14 protein-coding genes are annotated in these 17,112 nt (G+C 34.0%); 2 read left to right on the forward strand and 12 right to left on the reverse strand.

All coding sequences use genetic code 11. The features are described from left to right. The first annotated feature begins 66 nt into the window (after positions 1 to 66). Positions 67 to 1,668 carry a fumarate hydratase gene (locus tag GTZ96_RS00795; protein WP_161640476.1) on the forward strand — a complete coding sequence of 534 codons (1,602 nt, stop codon included), beginning with the start codon at positions 67 to 69 and terminating at the stop codon, positions 1,666 to 1,668. 65 nt (positions 1,669 to 1,733) lie between these two features. On the opposite strand, the gene GTZ96_RS00800 is transcribed toward GTZ96_RS00795, so the two are convergent. The 8 genes from GTZ96_RS00800 to GTZ96_RS00835 form a co-directional block, all read right to left on the reverse strand. Further along, positions 1,734 to 2,390: a CoA transferase subunit B gene (locus tag GTZ96_RS00800; protein ID WP_161640477.1), complete on the reverse strand. Its 657-nt coding sequence runs from the start codon at positions 2,388 to 2,390 to the stop codon at positions 1,734 to 1,736. Between the two features lie 40 nt (positions 2,391 to 2,430). After that, a complete protein-coding gene (locus tag GTZ96_RS00805) occupies positions 2,431 to 2,889 on the reverse strand; it encodes a DUF4265 domain-containing protein (RefSeq protein ID WP_161640478.1) in 459 nt (152 codons plus the stop codon). 30 nt (positions 2,890 to 2,919) lie between these two features. Further along, the gene (locus tag GTZ96_RS00810) at positions 2,920 to 3,621 is read right to left on the reverse strand and encodes a CoA transferase subunit A (RefSeq protein ID WP_161640479.1); all 702 of its coding nucleotides are present in this window, start codon (positions 3,619 to 3,621) and stop codon (positions 2,920 to 2,922) included. A gap of 79 nt (positions 3,622 to 3,700) precedes the next feature. Beyond that, positions 3,701 to 4,135 carry a GNAT family N-acetyltransferase gene (locus tag GTZ96_RS00815; RefSeq protein ID WP_161640480.1) on the reverse strand — a complete coding sequence of 145 codons (435 nt, stop codon included), beginning with the start codon at positions 4,133 to 4,135 and terminating at the stop codon, positions 3,701 to 3,703. 26 nt (positions 4,136 to 4,161) lie between these two features. Further along, the gene (locus GTZ96_RS00820) at positions 4,162 to 6,468 is read right to left on the reverse strand and encodes a penicillin-binding protein 1A (RefSeq protein ID WP_161640481.1); all 2,307 of its coding nucleotides are present in this window, start codon (positions 6,466 to 6,468) and stop codon (positions 4,162 to 4,164) included. 6 nt (positions 6,469 to 6,474) lie between these two features. Next, the gene (locus tag GTZ96_RS00825; protein WP_161640482.1) at positions 6,475 to 6,954 is read right to left on the reverse strand and encodes a gliding motility lipoprotein GldH; all 480 of its coding nucleotides are present in this window, start codon (positions 6,952 to 6,954) and stop codon (positions 6,475 to 6,477) included. Next, positions 6,938 to 8,230 carry a PSP1 domain-containing protein gene (locus GTZ96_RS00830; RefSeq protein ID WP_161640483.1) on the reverse strand — a complete coding sequence of 431 codons (1,293 nt, stop codon included), beginning with the start codon at positions 8,228 to 8,230 and terminating at the stop codon, positions 6,938 to 6,940. The genes GTZ96_RS00825 and GTZ96_RS00830 overlap by 17 nt, the downstream gene beginning before the upstream one ends. 720 nt (positions 8,231 to 8,950) lie before the next feature. Then, positions 8,951 to 10,450 (reverse strand): S41 family peptidase, encoded by a 1,500-nt coding sequence (locus tag GTZ96_RS00835; protein WP_161640484.1) that lies wholly within the window; start codon positions 10,448 to 10,450, stop codon positions 8,951 to 8,953. 49 nt (positions 10,451 to 10,499) lie between these two features. On the opposite strand from GTZ96_RS00835, the gene GTZ96_RS00840 reads away from it, so the two are divergent. After that, entirely contained in the window at positions 10,500 to 10,880 is a 381-nt protein-coding gene (locus tag GTZ96_RS00840; protein WP_161640485.1) for a hypothetical protein, read from the forward strand. 273 nt (positions 10,881 to 11,153) lie between these two features. On the opposite strand, the gene trhO is transcribed toward GTZ96_RS00840, so the two are convergent. The 4 genes from trhO to GTZ96_RS00860 all read right to left on the reverse strand — a co-directional run bounded on the left by trhO (position 11,154) and on the right by GTZ96_RS00860 (position 16,924). Further along, positions 11,154 to 12,542: an oxygen-dependent tRNA uridine(34) hydroxylase TrhO gene (gene trhO / locus GTZ96_RS00845; RefSeq protein WP_161640486.1), complete on the reverse strand. Its 1,389-nt coding sequence runs from the start codon at positions 12,540 to 12,542 to the stop codon at positions 11,154 to 11,156. Between the two features lie 244 nt (positions 12,543 to 12,786). Beyond that, complete coding sequence (locus tag GTZ96_RS00850) at positions 12,787 to 15,057, reverse strand: helix-turn-helix domain-containing protein (RefSeq protein WP_161640487.1); 2,271 nt, start codon at positions 15,055 to 15,057, stop codon at positions 12,787 to 12,789. Between the two features lie 145 nt (positions 15,058 to 15,202). Then, on the reverse strand, positions 15,203 to 15,823 hold the full coding sequence (locus GTZ96_RS00855) for an OmpH family outer membrane protein (RefSeq protein WP_235972820.1): 621 nt from the start codon (positions 15,821 to 15,823) through the stop codon (positions 15,203 to 15,205). 252 nt (positions 15,824 to 16,075) lie between these two features. Further along, entirely contained in the window at positions 16,076 to 16,924 is an 849-nt protein-coding gene (locus GTZ96_RS00860) for a class I SAM-dependent methyltransferase (protein ID WP_161640488.1), read from the reverse strand. Positions 16,925 to 17,112: the final 188 nt, after the last annotated feature.

The raw sequence follows: 17,112 nt of genomic DNA on the forward strand, positions 1-17,112 counted from the left end.
CCCATTCCGCAAAAACAATTGCTGCGGCAAATATTTTTTATATTTGTCAAAAAAAATAAAACACCCATGGACTTTATATACCAGGATCCTTATCCAATTTTAAAAGACGATACCCAATACCGCAAAATCACTTCTGATTACGTAAAAGTAGAAAAACTAGGCAATAGAGAAATCTTAACCGTTGACCCAAAAGGCTTGGAATTGCTTTCGCAAGAAGCAATGAAAGATGTTTCTTTTATGTTGCGAACTTCTCACTTAGAGAAATTAAGAGCGATTCTTGATGATCCTGAAGCAACTGACAACGACCGTTTTGTAGCTTATAATTTATTGCAAAATGCCGTTGTAGCTATTGATGGCGAATTGCCTTCTTGTCAGGATACAGGAACAGCGATTGTAATGGCTAAAAAAGGAGAAAACGTATATACTGGCGTCGATGATGCCGAATGGCTTTCTAAAGGGATTTTCAACACCTATCAAGAACGCAACTTACGTTATTCTCAAATTGTACCAATCAGTATGTTTGAAGAAAAGAACTCTGGATCAAATCTTCCTGCTCAAATTGATATTTATTCGAAAAAAGGAGCTTCTTATGAGTTCTTATTTTTAGCAAAAGGTGGAGGTTCTGCTAACAAAACCTATTTGTACCAACAAACTAAATCCTTGTTGAATGAAAAATCAATGGATGCTTTCATTCGTGCAAAAATAATGGATTTAGGAACTTCTGCTTGTCCACCGTATCACTTGGCTTTAGTGATTGGAGGAACTTCAGCAGAAGCGAATTTAGCAACGGTTAAAAAAGCATCTGCAGGTTATTTTGATAATTTACCAACTACTGGAAACATGGCAGGTCAGGCTTTCCGTGATTTAGAGTGGGAGAAAAGAGTACAGTTGATTTGCCAACAAAGTGCCATTGGAGCGCAATTTGGAGGGAAATATTTCACCCATGATGTTCGTGTAATTCGTTTGCCACGTCACGCTGCTTCTTGCCCGGTTGGATTAGGAGTTTCTTGTTCGGCTGATAGAAATATCAAAGGTAAAATTACCAAAGACGGAATTTTTGTAGAGCAATTAGAAGTAAATCCAAAACGATTGTTGCCTGAAACTCCGCCACATTTGGAAGAAGCGGTTGAGATTGATTTGAACCAACCTATGGCAGATATTCTTAAAAAATTGTCACAATATCCAATTAAAACGCGTTTGAAATTAAACGGAACTTTGATTGTAGCCCGTGATATTGCACATGCTAAAATCAAAGAATTATTGGATGCTGGTAAACCAATGCCGGAATACTTTAAAAACCACCCTGTATATTACGCAGGACCAGCTAAAACACCGGAAGGAATGGCTTCAGGAAGTTTTGGACCAACAACAGCTGGGCGTATGGATGTTTATGTAGAAGAATTCCAGAAAAATGGCGGAAGTATGGTAATGCTTGCCAAAGGAAACAGAACTAAAGACGTAATGAATGCTTGTAAAACTTACGGTGGATTCTATTTGGGTTCTGTAGGTGGTCCAGCTGCCATTCTTGCTCAAGATAATATTTTGAAAGTAGAAGTAGTTGATTTTGAAGAATTAGGTATGGAAGCCGTTCGTAAAATCACTGTAAAAGATTTCCCTGCTTTTATTATCACTGATAATAAAGGAAATGATTTCTTTGAAAATTTATAGTCTTTATAAAACAGAGGTAAAAATAAACCCTGTCAGAGTTTTGAACTCTGACAGGGTTTTCTATTTTAGTCAATCTGCATTTCTGGAATTTCACCTTCAATGATTAATTTTGCTTCGGTGGAAACGATGATGTGTTCCACAGAAACACCTGGCGCGCGTTCTAACAGCTTAAAACCTTTTGGAGTTACTTCGAGAACGGCTAGCTCAGTTACAACTTTTTTAACGCAGCCTACACCTGTTAACGGCAAAGTGCATTTTTTTAGAATCTTAGATTCCCCTGCTTTGTTGACGTGCATCATGGCCACGATAATATTTTCGGCGGAAGCTACTAAATCCATTGCACCACCCATTCCTTTGACCATTTTACCTGGAATTTTCCAGTTGGCTATATCGCCGTTTTCAGCTACTTCCATAGCGCCAAGAATAGTTAAATCAACATGCTTGCCGCGAATCATTCCAAAACTTAATGCCGAATCAAAAAAGACAGCGCCTGGAAGCGTTGTTATAGTTTGTTTTCCCGCATTAATGATATCGGCGTCTTCTTCTCCCTCAAAAGGAAACGGCCCCATACCTAAAACGCCATTTTCGCTTTGAAATTCGACGTTTATTCCCTCAGGTATATAGTTGGCCACCAAAGTCGGAATTCCTATCCCTAAATTGACATAATAGCCATCTTTGAGTTCTAGGGCAATTCGTTTTGCGATATCTTCTTTTGTTAACATAAAAACAATGTGTTAATTTAGCAATTATTAATAATCGTTATTAATCATAAAAATGATTGTTTGATAAATTAGGTTCAGCATAATTAATTAAATTTTTCTCTTCAAGTTCAATTAGTTTTTGCCTTATTGGTGTGTAATCTAATTTTGCTGGAATTTCAATTACAAAATAGCCATCATTAAATTTTTCTGATTCGCAACCAAAAGCATTAAAAATTTCTCGTAAATCATTTGCTAAAATTTCTTTGTTTACTACAATAACTTGTATCGTTGAATTACCTGAATGTTCTATGGTTTTCCTGTAAGTTAAAATTTCTTCGTCTTGATCATATTCTGCAAATACAATATCATCGCAAGATACAGAAGCGTAAAAAGGAATATTAGATAGCCTGTATAAGCCTTCTTCTGAATTAATTGTTTCAGCCCACATAGTTTCTACTGTCCATTCGTCTAATAAATTACTAAAAAATCTAAACAGTATTTTTACATCTTGTTTCTCCATTTTGAGTGTCTATATTCTTTATTCTATAATCTATTTTCTTTCTCTAACCGTTCGTTGCTCAATCCGTTTTTCATATTTCTCACCTTGAAAAATCCGTTGCACAAATATTCCGGGAATATGAATTTGATTGGGGTCTAAAGAACCCGCTTCGACTAATTCTTCTACTTCGGCAATGGTAATTTTGGCAGCACCAGCCATTGCAGGATTGAAATTTCGGGCTGTTCCTTTAAAAATTAGATTTCCTGCCGTGTCGCCTTTCCAGGCTTTTACAATCGAAAAATCGGCATTAAAAGCCAATTCCATCACGTGCATTTTTCCGTTAAATTCTCTGGTTTCTTTGCCAATGGCAACTTCGGTTCCAAAGCCTGCCGGAGTAAAAAAAGCAGGGATTCCGGCTTGAGCTGCACGACAGCGTTCGGCTAATGTTCCTTGTGGAATAAGCTCTACTTCGAGTTCACCCGAAAGCATTTGGCGTTCAAATTCGGCATTTTCACCTACATAAGATGAAATCATTTTCTTGATTTGTCTTTTTTGCAAAAGCATCCCCAAACCAAAATTATCTACTCCGGCATTATTAGATATGCAAGTCAAATTTTTGATTTCTTTTTGTACCAATTCGGCAATAGAATTTTCGGGAATACCACAAAGCCCAAAACCTCCCAACATAATGGTCGCATTGTCTTGAACATCGCGCAGTGCATCCTGAACAGAATTTACTTTTTTGTAGATCATAACGAATTTGATTTCTTTTGATTCTTAAAAATAAGTCTTTATTTCCAAAAGAAAAAACAATATTACTATTCGCCCCTAATTAAAGTTTTAAGTCAATTTTTTTATGAAAATGATAGGCGCTTATGGTAAAATCTTCTTTGAAATACAATTTATGAGCAACAGTTCTGCCTGGACCGGAATCCAATTGAATTGAAACACAGTGCTGTTCCAAAGCAATTTCTTTTAAATGATTTAAAAGTAGTGAAGCATAACCTTTGCCTCTATGTGTTTCCAGAGTAGAAAGATCATCCAGATAAAGCATCTTTCCGCAATACAACATTGTATAAATGCGATAACCTGCTATAGCTACCGTTTGATTGTCTTCCTGAATATAAAGTAAATTATAGCCTTCTTTCTGCAAGTTTCGAATTTGTGAGACAAAATTTTCTCTTTCTAACATAGGTCGAAGTAAAAAAATAGCTTCCCAACAGGAAGCTATTTCATTATCGGTATTTACAATTTTAATTTCAGTCATAATGAACAAATTAAAATAAAACGTTTTTAAAATTCAAATTCGTCGGTATCCTGAATAACGGCAGTTGTATCCTTTTCTACTTTTGGACGCGGTTGATAACAATCTACTTTTATAGAAAGATTAGCCGGTCTTTCAAAATCTTCTTTTGAAACTTTAAGACTTGGATCATTATAACACAATTTCATAAAATATCCCCAAACCGGCAATGCAGCAGTAGCTCCCTGTCCGTAAGTAAGGCTTTTAAAACGAGCCGAACGGTCTTCGCAACCTACCCAAACTCCTGTAACTAAATTTGGAACCATTCCCATGAACCATCCATCAGATTGATTTTGTGTTGTTCCAGTTTTACCCGCAATTGGATTAGTAAACATATACGGATAACCAGTCCAACGGTTGTCTCCGCTACCTCCGTATTCAGTTCTTAATCTTGAACCCGAACCTCCTTCGGTAACTCCTTCCAGTAATTTTATTACTGCAAATGCAATGTCTTTATTCAAAACATCGTGCGATTCCGGTATTGGCTCATAAATTACAACACCACTTTTATCTTCTATTCGAGATAAAAATTGTGGTTTATTATACACTCCTTGGTTAGCAAAAGTACTGTAAGCAGCTACCATTTCTTCAACGGTAATATCTACAGCTCCAAGTGCAATCGAAGGTTGTGCAGGAATTTCTGTTTTAACTCCCAATTTGTGTGTCAGTTTAATAACTGCCTCTGGTCCTACTTTGTCAATTAATTTAGCTGAAACGGTATTAATCGAATTTGCCAATGCTTTTTTCAAAGTTACCATTCCAAGGTAAGTGTTGTTTGAATTTCGAGGCGTCCAGGTTTCAGTAACATGATGACGACCAACAGGAATAGTGAATGGTGCATCAATAATCGAATCACAAGGCGACATGTTTAATTGCTCTATAGCTGTTGCATAAACAAAAGGTTTAAAAGTAGAACCTACTTGTCTCGCTCCTTGCGCTACGTGATCATATTGAAAATACTTATAATTGATACCTCCTACCCAAGCTTTAATATTTCCGGTTTGAGGCTCCATTGCCATCAATCCGGCTTGCAAGAAATGCTTGTAATAGCGAATAGAATCCAATGGTGTCATAAGTGTATCTCTTTCTCCTTTCCAGGTAAAAACAGTCATTTTTGTTTTCTTATTGAAAGATTCTATGATTTCATCTTCTGATTTTTCCATTGATTCCATTACAGTCCAACGGTTTGAAGCCTTCATTGCCAATTTCAGAACACGATTAGTTTCCTTTTCAGAAATACCGACAAAAGGAGCATTCTTATTCCCTTTTTGCTCAATAAAAAATTCTTCCTGAAGATTTGCCATGTGTTTTTCAACAGCTTCTTCTGCATGCAATTGCATTCTGGAATCGATAGTGGTATATATTTTTAAACCATCTTTGTAAATATCATAATCCGAACCATCTGGCTTTTTATTGGTTTCAACCCATTTTTTCATGTAATCACGCAGATATTCTCTGAAATAAGTTGCAGTACCTTCTCTATGGCTCTCTAGTTTGAAATGTAAGTTTAGAGGTAGTTCCTGTAATTTTTCTTTTTGGGCCTCTGTAATCATATTTGACTTTTCCATTTGTCCCAAAACCACATTTCTACGGTTTTTTACACCATCAGGATTTCGAATTGGATTATATAGACTGGAATTTTTAAACATACCCACCAAAATTGCCGATTCGTCCACCGTTAATTCTTTAGGAGTTTTAGAAAAATAAGTTTGTGCCGCCGAACTTACCCCAACAGCTGAGTTTCCAAAATCATACACATTACAATACATGGCAAGAATCTCATTCTTAGTATATTGTCTTTCTAATCGAATGGCAATAATCCATTCTTTTGCTTTTTGGATAATACGAAAAGGCAGGAATTTAGAACCTTCACCATGAAAAAGTTGTTTGGCTAATTGCTGTGTCAAAGTACTTGCACCACCATTGGTACCTAAAGTTACAATAGCTCTCAATGTTCCTCTTCCGTCAATACCAGAATGCTCATAAAAACGCTCATCCTCAGTAGCCACTAATGCATCCACTAAATTTTTAGGTAAATCAGAATATTTTAATTGCGAACGATTGGTTTGGAAATACTTCCCTATAACTACTCCATCAGATGAAATAATTTCGGTAGCCAAATTAGAATCTGGATTTTCTAAATCTTCAAATGAAGGCATAGAACCTAAAAGTCCCCATGAAGCAAAAAGGAAAAACAGGATAATTCCACCCATTCCATAAAAGAAAAACTTCCAGAATTTTTTTGTATAATATTTAAAATCGTGTTCTGTAGTATTTGTTTTTTTATTAGTCGCCATAACTATTTATTCTTTTTTTTCAATTCTTAAACCTACTTCTGTAATACCTTCTAATTGTGTAACTCCGGGAACCTTCCCTCCTTCGCGAACGGCTTGTTTTATATTGAGTTTGTATTTCCCTCTAAACTTTACATTCTCTTTAAAATACAATTTGCTCTCTTTAATATCGGTAAAACCATCACCTAACAAAGTACCATCTGCAGCTGCCATTTGATATTCTAAAGTATCCACTTTAGTATAACCATTTGGTTTTTCTAAGGTTACAATCAAAAAAAGATTATTAAAAGGGTAATTATTATTGTCTCTTACATTTATGAAAAGATCATATTTTTTTGTTGAATCTAATTCGGGCAAATTAAAAGAAACGATACTGTCTTTATGCCAGGCACTGCCAACGGATTTGTATTCATCAAAAACTCTTTTCTTATCACATGAAAAAAAGAGTATGCTAACTAAAAGTAATAAAATGCTATTTTTTAGCCTCATTTTTTTTAATAATTATAGGTTTTCTAGGTCCTTTAGGCTTCTTATCTGCAGCAGGCTTATCTTGTGTTGGAGCAGCTTGAGCTGGTTTATTTGCCTGTTTGTTTACTGGTTTTTTAGCATTTGGAGCTGCCGCTGTATTTTCAACTGCTTTTTTAGGCTTTTTATTGTGTCTTTTGCTCTTTTTTGGCTGATCAAAACGAGTTAAACTCTCTTGACCCATAGCGTTATTGAAGTCTTTTTCTACTTCTTGGGTTACTTCAACAGCAAAATCTTCTAATGAAGAAACCTTATTTTTTAACTTATTTTCGGCTATAATTTCCTTAACCTTATCAATTTTTAAAACATGCCAATTTGCAAAATTATTGGTATAAGCAAACCACATCAAGCCTTTAAAAATATCTTGTTTTTGACAAATAGCATCTCCTTTTTCGGTAACCAATTTGGTTTCGAAATCAGGAAATCCTTTTAAGGCATCCATGTAAGTATCTAGTTCATAATTCAAACAGCATTTCAATTTTCCGCATTGTCCTGCTAGTTTTTGCGGATTTAAAGACAATTGTTGATAACGTGCTGCTGATGTATTTACACTTCTAAAATCAGTCAACCAAGTGGAACAACACAATTCTCTACCACAAGAACCAATTCCACCTAAACGAGCTGCTTCCTGACGGAAACCTACTTGCTTCATCTCGACTCTGGTATTGAATTCTTTGGCAAAATCTTTAATTAAAAGTCTAAAGTCAACACGGTCGTTAGCGGTATAATAAAAAGTCGCTTTCGAACCATCTCCTTGAAATTCAATATCCGATATTTTCATTTCCAGTTTATGCTGAATCGCAAGTTCTCGCGCACGCACTTTCATTGGCTCTTCTTTATTGCGAGCCGCCGACCAAATATCAATATCTTTTTGAGAAGCTTTACGGTAGACTTTAGGAACTTCATTGCTGTTTGGATCCACTCCTTTTTTCTTCATTTGGATACGAACCAATTCACCAGTCAAAGTAACTATTCCAATATCATGCCCAGGAGAAGCGACAGTTGCCACAATGTCTCCCATGCTTAAAGTTAATTTCTCCGTATTGCGATAGAACTCTTTTCTTCCATTCTTAAAACGAACTTCAACACAATCAAAAGGCGCTTCACCACCGGGTAAACTCATATTTGAAAGCCAATCGAAAACCGTTAATTTGTTGCAGCTATCGGTGCCGCAAGTCCCATTATTTTTACAACCCTTTGGTGCGCCACCATCAGAAGTTGAACAACTTGCACATGCCATAATTTTATATGTAGTGTTGTGACTGGCACAACTTAAGTTCTTAAAACGTTTAATCTGTAAAGATAGTACTTTTTAATCTTAAGATGCAAGACTAAGAATTCCCAAAAAGATTAAAGTTTTTATAAAAAAAGCCTATTTCAAGTAACTTAGAAATAGGCTTTAAAGCGGTTTTTGACTGTATTTTTAGTCTAAAATTTTATATAATTTATCAGACAATCGAATTCTAAATGACAATTGAAAAGTACAAATGTATCCCGCAACCGACCGCATAGAATTACCACAGGTGTTTACCTGTGCCCGCTCCAATTAAAACTGCAGTTACTCCAACTTTTTACTTAAATATAAAGAAAGTTATAATAATTAAAACAGTTACAACTTTCTTTTTACTTTACTTGCTCAACTTTTTCGGCACAGGTAAATGCCTGCGCTAACGACAATTTACATGTGCGAGTCATCAGTTTTCATATTAAAATATTTCCATTTCTGTCACAAACCACACTAAAGGATTCCTGCAGCGTAGATACACTTTAAATGTTTTGATTTTCAGAACATTAAATTAATTTTGAAGATGTTTTTTGTCTTTTCCTCAACCCTTGCTCCGCATATAATGTCATGTTTATTTAATCTTAAACTATAATTAGTTGATTTCAAATCAATATCCATAATATTGATTCTTTTGACTTTATGACTTTTAAACTTTTGTCTTACTTATACTGATTCTTATTTTTTTAAACTTTTAAAATCTTCAATATACAATCCTTTGGCAGCATTCGTAGGATTGAACGAAGCAAGATTGTCGTTTCTAAAAGACAATGAGGTATTAGTGTTTTGAGTTTTAGTCCGCAAAGTTTGCCCAGTAATCAGTTCGAGAGCCTTTTTTAAACAAGGATCTTTTACGTTTCCAAATTCAACCAAATTTAAGAAAGCAAAGTAAGGATTAATAACGTAATCAGGTGTAATTTTTGCTGGATTTACGTCTTTGTCTTTATTGTAATATGTAAAAGTAATGGGTTGCAATTGCCATTTGTGCTTGGTACTTCTATTAGCGTATGAGGTATAATTATATGTGGGGCAATCATATAGGGTGTTAGATCCTACAAATTTACCTACTGTATCTTCGCCTATTGTGGTCACGCTAATGTATTTTTTTAAACATTGAATAGTTAGTTCGCTGGCAGAAGCCGTTTGAAAACTTACTAAGACATATATTTTTGTAAAAGAAAGGTTATTTATACTTTCATCTCTCTGAAAGGTGGGTTCGTTATCAACCAAGTTGAAAACTCTAACTTTGTCTGAAAGGTATTCAAAGCCATCGTTGCTATTATGTTTATCATTGAAATCTAAATAAACATAAGGCTTGTTGGTAAAACTTCCATTAATCATTTGCGCCAAAGCAATTGCTGTTTCTAATGATCCGCCTCCGTTGTATCTTAAATCTAAAACCAATTCGTTAATTCCATCCGATTGCATTTTGGCAAAAGCAGCATTAAGTTCATCATTATAATCTGATTTAAAACTATTATACACCAAATATCCAATGTTTTTACTGCCATATACTTTCTTTTCGTAATAAGCAACTGGGTTTTCGTCAATGTCGGTTTGGGATACAACTACAGTTGAGGGTTTGTCAGTGGTTACCATACCAGTACTTATAAATCCCACACTTGCTGCCAAAGTAAGTGATATTTGCGTATTGGTTAGTTGATCATAATTACTTGAGGTAAGTTGGTTACCGTTTATTTTTGTAATAACGTCACCTCTTTTCAATCCCGCTAAATCCGCAGGTGAACCTGGTACAATATAATTTATCAAGGCTACCAAATTTACATTATTCAAATCTTTAGGATAAATACCATAACTAAAACCGTTACTTTTTTTGACTTCGGCAATTTTTGAAACATTCACAACTTCATTACTGTTTTCAATCCAAGAAAATCTATCAACAGTTCCTCTCTGATAAAGGAGCGAATAAAAAAGAGCATCTGGAGTTTTTCCGTTAATAAAATTAGCATAGTTATTGCTAGAAGTAATTTTGCTATCGGATAAATTGGTAACATTGGATTGCCAATAATACCAGGAATTCATCGCTTTCCAAACAAAGTTGTTAATCTCATCAGGTGCAACAGTTTTGATTGCATCAGAATCCGTATCAGAATCCTTACTGCAAGAAGTAAAAGCCAATCCAACAAGCAATATTAAAATTAGATATTTTAGTTTCATTATTATTCAATAGTTTAAATTAAATTTGTACGAATAAAACCCCAAAACTATGAAAAATAGTATACCGAAAGCCATCATTTTATTACTTTATTTAGGATCTTTCTTTATTTTCTCGTGTTCCAAACAATTATTAGATATTAAAAACCAAACCTATAAGAGCTATAACAGAGATCGTGAAAAAGGATATATAGTTAGTTTTAAGCTTATTAATACTGAAATTATTCCAAAATCGATTGTGATTAATGGTATAGTTCAAAATATCCCAATAGCAAACAAAACTAGTAAAAATTACCAAGTAAATGTGATTGCACAAACCAGTATAATTCATAACTACCAAGTAAAATTAGAGAAAAAAGAAAACGGAATATATTTTGAGAAAGATTCAACGGTGTTTTTTCAACCTGTGAAATTCAAATTAATTAAGGATTAATTTTTCGCTACTCTAAAATATACCGATTGCCTATTTAATATAGTCCATTTTCATTGCGCTATTTTCGTAGTGTATCGGCATTATAGCAAAGCACTTTGGATTAAAATATAAATTCGTTTGATATAACTCGAAGAGATTTTTAGTTCATTCAAATGAGTGTTTTTTAATCTTAAGATGCAAAATTAAGAATTTCCCAAAACATTAAAATTTTTATAAAAAAAGCCTATTTCAACTAACGTGAAATAGGCTTTAAAACAATTTTTGACTGGATTTTTAGTCCAAAATTTTATATAATTTATCAGACAATCTAACTCTAAAAGGAACTGCAAATGTTACTCGATCTCCTTTTTTTGCCAATGTGTTTTCCGTATCGTTGACAATCATTTTTTCTAAAACTAATTCTTGGTCTCCAGTTGTTGGTCCGGAAATTAAGATTTTGTCACCCAAATTCAATTCTTGATTTTCGATGGTAAAAAGTCCCACCTGAGCTTTTACATAATAATGTTCTGCTTTTCCAACTAAGGTCTTTTTTACTTTTATTTTCTGACGAATATTCGCCGATTTAGCTCCGCTCCGTTCGGCTCCGCCTCGGGTTGGAGCTGTAGCTAAAGCAGTGTCAGACAATTCTCCAGAGTGTTTGAACTTCAAACTTTCTGATTTTCCTTTTCTGAAAACTTTATTACCTACTTGTTTCCCTTTTCTTAATTTCACTTGTTCTTCCCAAGGTAAATGGATTGTTTCCTGACATTCGGTAGAACAACAATTTTCCATAGCAGCTTTACAATCATCACATTGGATAAACAACAAATGACATCCATCATTGACACAGTTAGTATGATTGTCGCAAGGTTTTCCACATTGATGGCATTGCGAAACAATATCATCAGTGATTCTTTCTCCCAAACGATTATCGAAAACAAAGTTTTTCCCAATGAATTTACTTTCTAAACCTTCCTCTTCAATTTGCTTGGCATAATTGATGATTCCACCTTCTAATTGGAAAACGTTTTTAAAACCTTGGTGTTTAAAATAAGCACTCGCTTTTTCACAACGAATTCCACCTGTACAATACATTACCAGGTTTTTATCGTCTTTGTGATCCTGAAGTTGCTCGTTGATTATGGGTAAACTTTCTCTAAAAGTTTCTACATCTGGAGTAATGGCACCTTTAAAATGCCCGACTTCACTTTCGTAATGATTTCTAAAATCGACTACAATCGTGTTGGGATCTTCCAAGATTTCATTGAATTCCTTGGCTTTTAAGTGTACACCTTTATTGGTTACATCAAAAGTATCATCGTTAAGTCCATCAGCAACAATCTTGTGACGCACTTTGATGGTTAATTTTAAAAACGCATGATCGTCTTGTTCTACGGCTACATTCAAACGAATGCCTTTCATGAAATCATACACCTCCAAAGTTTCTCTAAAAGCTTCGATATTTTCGGCAGGAACGTTCATTTGAGCGTTAATACCTTCGTGAGCAACATAAATTCGACCCAGAGCATCAAGTGCGTTCCAGGCTACAAATATATCATCGCGAAATTTTTTAGAATCTTCAATTTTGGCATACGCATAGAAAGACAACGTAAGACGTTGTTTACCCGCTTGATCAATCAATTCAGCTCTTTCTTCTGCGCTTAAGGTGTTGTACAGTTGCATGCTATAAACAGTTTAAGTTTAGAATATTTTTGCAAAAGTATAAAAAATAACTCAAAATCGCCCAATCACTGGTTTTGAGCAAAGAAACCGGATTAAAAAAATCAAACACAAATTGCACTAATTATCACAAATTAGGGAGATTATAAAATTAAATTACACCAATTTTTCTGCCTTTGGCAGATTCGTGAAATTAAAAACTAAGCCCATCTTTCGTGTGAATTTGTGGAATTCGTGTAAAATAAAATCAATTCAAACTCGCCTTGAACATTTTCAATTCGTCCCAACTGAATTTTTCGCCAAATTGTTCTTTCATTGGAGTAAGTGATTCTTCTTTGTAGAATTTAAAAGCTTCGGCTAATTCGTCAATTTTATCCTGCGGTAAAACTTCGCTTATCGAAATTCGTTTTGCCTGAATCAATTTGACTAAATGGGTTTCGATAGTTTGAATGCTTAATTTTCGAATATCGGCAATATCCTGAATCGAATTTTTAGCTATCCACAAATCGAAAGTTTCCTCAACAGTCGATTTTTTAGGTTCTTTTTGGTCTTTTTTCTTCGAAGTGTAGCGATTTGCATCTTCTTCATCTTCAATCAACGTAATATTCGCTTCCTTGAATTGATTTTGAATGGCTTCTTTTTTTCTCGAAAGGTATTTTTTTATCTCATCTGAAGTGAGTTTTTCTCTCGAAATAGGCTCATTTGCAATAACGGTTTCTATCAAAAGTTTGGTTTTCATCAAACGCAAAACTGCTTTCGATTGCAACTCTTCTAATTCCGATAATTCTTCAAAATAGGCTTTAGCTTTCTTCAGTCGTTTAATTTCTTCTATTTTCCACAAAATTTCAAAAACCAAATCGTCCATGGATTTGAAAAAATAATCAAAAGCTGCCTGAATTCGAGCAGAAACATGAATTAAATCAACCGTTTCATTGGCAAAAATTCTATTCAATTGTATGATGAATTTTTTGGATGGATCCAAAAGTGATTCAATATTTTCCAATTGTTTGGCTGCCCAAAGTGCATTTTTAGATTTTGCCGAACTTTCCGTTTTATCCGAATAACTGAATTTATGATTGCGCCATTCCTGAGCCAAATCATGCCAATCGAAACTGTTAATCAAATAATTATGGATAAAATTCTTAGTTTCAAAATGCAGGGAATTCTTCAACACCTCTTCCGAAGCTTTATTCTGCGCATAATCCATCACATCCTGATCGTTAGAAATACCATTCATCCGCAACGGAGACAGTAAAACCAAGCCGTCTAACGAACGTAAACGCGACAAAGCCACATAAGCCTGCCCAGGCATAAAAACCTGCGAAACATCGATTGCCGCTTTATCAAAAGTTAATCCCTGGCTTTTATGAACCGTAATTGCCCAGGCTAATTTGATAGGATAATGCACAAAAGTGCCCAAAACTTCCTCTTCAACTTCCTTTGTCAACGGATCTACTTTGTATCGAATGTTTTGCCATTCGTATCGTTCCACTTCTATGGTTTTATGTTCTTCTGGAAAATGAACCAGGATTTCCTGACTTGAAAGTGATTTAATAATTCCCATTTTGCCATTGAAATAGTTTTTTTCGAAAGCCAAATCGTTTTTCACAAACATGATTTGGGCTCCCACTTTCAATTGCAAATTATGCTCCACAGGATAAATTTTCTCTGGAAAATCTCCAATAATTTCTGGCTTATAGGTAATTAATTCTCCTTTTAAATCTTCCAAAGCTTGTGCGTTCATCGTATCAGCTTTGGCATTATGAGTCGTTAATGTGATATAACCTTTATTTGCCTTTAAATCAAAATCAGGTTTTACATATTGATTCAAAACCTGAACATCATCTGGAGTAATTTGGTTATTCCTTAAATTATTTAAAACCGAAATAAAACTAGTATCCGTCTGGCGGAAAATTTTAGATAATTCGATATACAAAGGCGGACTTTGCTGAATAACATGCGAATGAAAAAAGAATTTTCCTTTATAATAATTGCGTAACGTTCGCCATTCTTCATCTCGAATAACCGGCGGCAACTGCAATAAATCGCCAATAAATAATACCTGAACACCACCAAAGGGAGTCGCTTTTTTACGAACGGTTTGCATCATATAATCCATGGCATCGAGCAAATCGGCACGGAGCATACTCACTTCGTCAATAACCAGCAATTCCATATTTCGAATCACTGCTTTTTTCAAGCCATTCATTTTAAAATGCCTGCGCAAACTTTCCTTATTTTCAAACTTCACAGTTTCCGAAAATTGCGATTCGGCAGTGAAAGAAGGAATAAATCCGCTAAATGGGAGTTGAAACATCGAATGAATAGTGACACCACCTGCATTCAAAGCAGCAATTCCCGTGGGCGCCACAACCACAGTATTTTTATGTGTAGTTTCAATTATTTCACGCAAAAGTGTGGTCTTTCCTGTCCCCGCTTTTCCAGTCAAAAACACCGAACGTTGCGTTTGATTGATGAACTGTAAAGTATATTGAGCGGCTTCAGATAAGGTTTGCATGTAGATAATAATTAAAAGGCTAAATTAATGGAAATAAAATTATAATTATATAAGTTATTATTTACATTTAATAAAATGCTAAATCAAAAAAAATGCCTTCAATCTGAAACCAGATGAAGGCATTTCTAAATGATGGAATGAAAAATTATTTCTTTTCTTCAGCTTTAGCTTCTGATTTTGAAGAAGCGCTATATTTTTCATTCAAGGCTTTAATAATTTCTTTAGTGATATTATATTTATCCTCAGCATATAAAATAGAAGCAGCATCTCCTGTTCCATAGATATAAGAATAACCTTTTTCTTTACCGTATTCTTTAATAAACTTTTTAACTCCGATAACAAGTGAATCCATTTCAACACCACTTTGTTGTTGTAATTGTTGTGCTAATGCTTGTTGAGCATAACCTAATTGTTGCTCTCTTTTTTGCAATTCAGCTCCTCTTTTTTGAGCCCATTCTTGTCCATTAGCTTGAGCCTGACTTTGGAAATTTGCAGCATCTTGTTTAAAACGTTTTATCTCAGCATCTAATAGTCTTCCTTTTTCTTCTGATTGCGCTTTATACTTTGCTTCAAGATCTTTTGCTTCAGTATACTCTTTCATTAATTCCGAAGTATCTACATAAGCTGTTTTAAATTCTTTAGCTTCTTTAACTTCTGCAGTTTTGTTACAAGCAACAACTGAAATAGAAATTGCGATAATTAATAATACTTTTTTACTCATATTATTAATATTTCTTTTTTGGTATTCTTGAATCTTTGATTTCATTTTTATTAAATTGTAATTGATGTGTTGATGTGTGGGAAGCAAAAATATAAAAAAATAGATAGTAACCTAAAAAACAGTGTAAAAATGGGAAAATTTTACGGTATTAGATTTTGTTATAAATAAAACGAAAGCTATAATTTAAAGCTATAAAAAACGGGTTAAATAGATTAAAAATAAAGCAAAAACAAAAAACAGTCAATAAAGTTTACCCTAAACATTAAAAAAGCCTCTGAAAAAGCTTTAAAATGAGTTTTAGTTGTTTTTTAAGACATAAATCAACGAAGAATACTCCGAATTCTGTTTTGCTTTCCAATTCGACTGTAATCCGATAAAAAAGGCCTTTATGAAATTCATTTTTCCATTTTTATATTTTTCTGAAAGTAAACTAACATAAAACGAATCAAACTTCATAGGAAGTACTTTTTCTAATTTCATGTTTTCTTTTTGGAAAAGCATTTGAATTGCTTTTTTTGAAAAATGCCAAAAATGAATTGGCACATCAAAAGCAGCCCAAAAAACCCCATAATGTTTTGCATCAAAAGATTTAAAATTAGGAACAGCAATAATTAAAGTTCCTGTTGGTTTCAATAAGCGTTTCAGTTCTTTAATCTGAAAATCCAAATCAGGCACATGTTCTAAAACATGCCACATGGTAATTAAATCAAAAGAAGAACTTTCTAACGCAGTTGTATTTTCTACAAATGAAATTCCTTTATTAATTGCAATTCCTTTAGCTCTATCGCTAGGTTCAATTCCAACAGTTTCCCAACCATCATTTTTAGCAACAGTTAGAAAATCTCCTGTACCTGCTCCTATGTCTAAAATTTGCCCTTTAGCAACTTGCTGAGAATTGATTAAATTCAATTTGTTTTTTAAGGCGATGCCTTTTACAAAATGATATGCTTTTTCAAATAAAGAACGTTTATTATCTGTATGCGAAATATAATCTTCGCTTTCGTAATACTTCCCTAAATTTTCTAAACTTGGTTGGGGATGCGTGATTAACATATCCAAATCTTCATCGTGATACAATTCGAAAGTTTCCTTAGAAACAGAATGGTCTTTTACAGTAAGAAAATATTTTTTATTTGAAATATCCATTTTTTAATTTTCAGTGGTTGGTTTAGAATGAGGGTAAAATTTTATACTAATTTTCAAAAGGAGCAATAAATCGAAATTTATTACTCCTTATTTTTTATTTTTAAAACAGCTTCACCTTAGTAATAACAAGGCTTACGAGCGTAGTTTCACGTGGAACAAATCTATCTGAGATTTTTGATATTAGAATT

It is taken from the genome of Flavobacterium undicola (assembly GCF_009909155.2).
In the GTDB taxonomy this organism is placed as follows: Bacteria; Bacteroidota; Bacteroidia; order Flavobacteriales; family Flavobacteriaceae; genus Flavobacterium; species Flavobacterium undicola.

Bases quoted from the DNA above. Each gene is read 5' to 3' on its own strand.
- GTZ96_RS00860 (WP_161640488.1), bottom strand. From the start codon at position 16,924: ATGGATATTTCAAATAAAAAATATTTTCTTACTGTAAAAGACCATTCT.
- GTZ96_RS00830 (WP_161640483.1), bottom strand. From the start codon at position 8,230: ATGGCATGTGCAAGTTGTTCAACTTCTGATGGTGGCGCACCAAAGGGT.
- GTZ96_RS00805 (WP_161640478.1), bottom strand. From the start codon at position 2,889: ATGGAGAAACAAGATGTAAAAATACTGTTTAGATTTTTTAGTAATTTA.
- GTZ96_RS00820 (WP_161640481.1), bottom strand. From the start codon at position 6,468: ATGGCGACTAATAAAAAAACAAATACTACAGAACACGATTTTAAATAT.
- trhO (WP_161640486.1), bottom strand. From the start codon at position 12,542: ATGCAACTGTACAACACCTTAAGCGCAGAAGAAAGAGCTGAATTGATT.
- GTZ96_RS00850 (WP_161640487.1), bottom strand. From the start codon at position 15,057: ATGCAAACCTTATCTGAAGCCGCTCAATATACTTTACAGTTCATCAAT.
- GTZ96_RS00800 (WP_161640477.1), bottom strand. From the start codon at position 2,390: ATGTTAACAAAAGAAGATATCGCAAAACGAATTGCCCTAGAACTCAAA.
- GTZ96_RS00815 (WP_161640480.1), bottom strand. From the start codon at position 4,135: ATGACTGAAATTAAAATTGTAAATACCGATAATGAAATAGCTTCCTGT.
- GTZ96_RS00810 (WP_161640479.1), bottom strand. From the start codon at position 3,621: ATGATCTACAAAAAAGTAAATTCTGTTCAGGATGCACTGCGCGATGTT.
- GTZ96_RS00835 (WP_161640484.1), bottom strand. From the start codon at position 10,450: ATGAAACTAAAATATCTAATTTTAATATTGCTTGTTGGATTGGCTTTT.
- GTZ96_RS00825 (WP_161640482.1), bottom strand. From the start codon at position 6,954: ATGAGGCTAAAAAATAGCATTTTATTACTTTTAGTTAGCATACTCTTT.
- GTZ96_RS00840 (WP_161640485.1), top strand. From the start codon at position 10,500: ATGAAAAATAGTATACCGAAAGCCATCATTTTATTACTTTATTTAGGA.
- GTZ96_RS00855 (WP_235972820.1), bottom strand. From the start codon at position 15,823: ATGAAATCAAAGATTCAAGAATACCAAAAAAGAAATATTAATAATATG.
- GTZ96_RS00795 (WP_161640476.1), top strand. From the start codon at position 67: ATGGACTTTATATACCAGGATCCTTATCCAATTTTAAAAGACGATACC.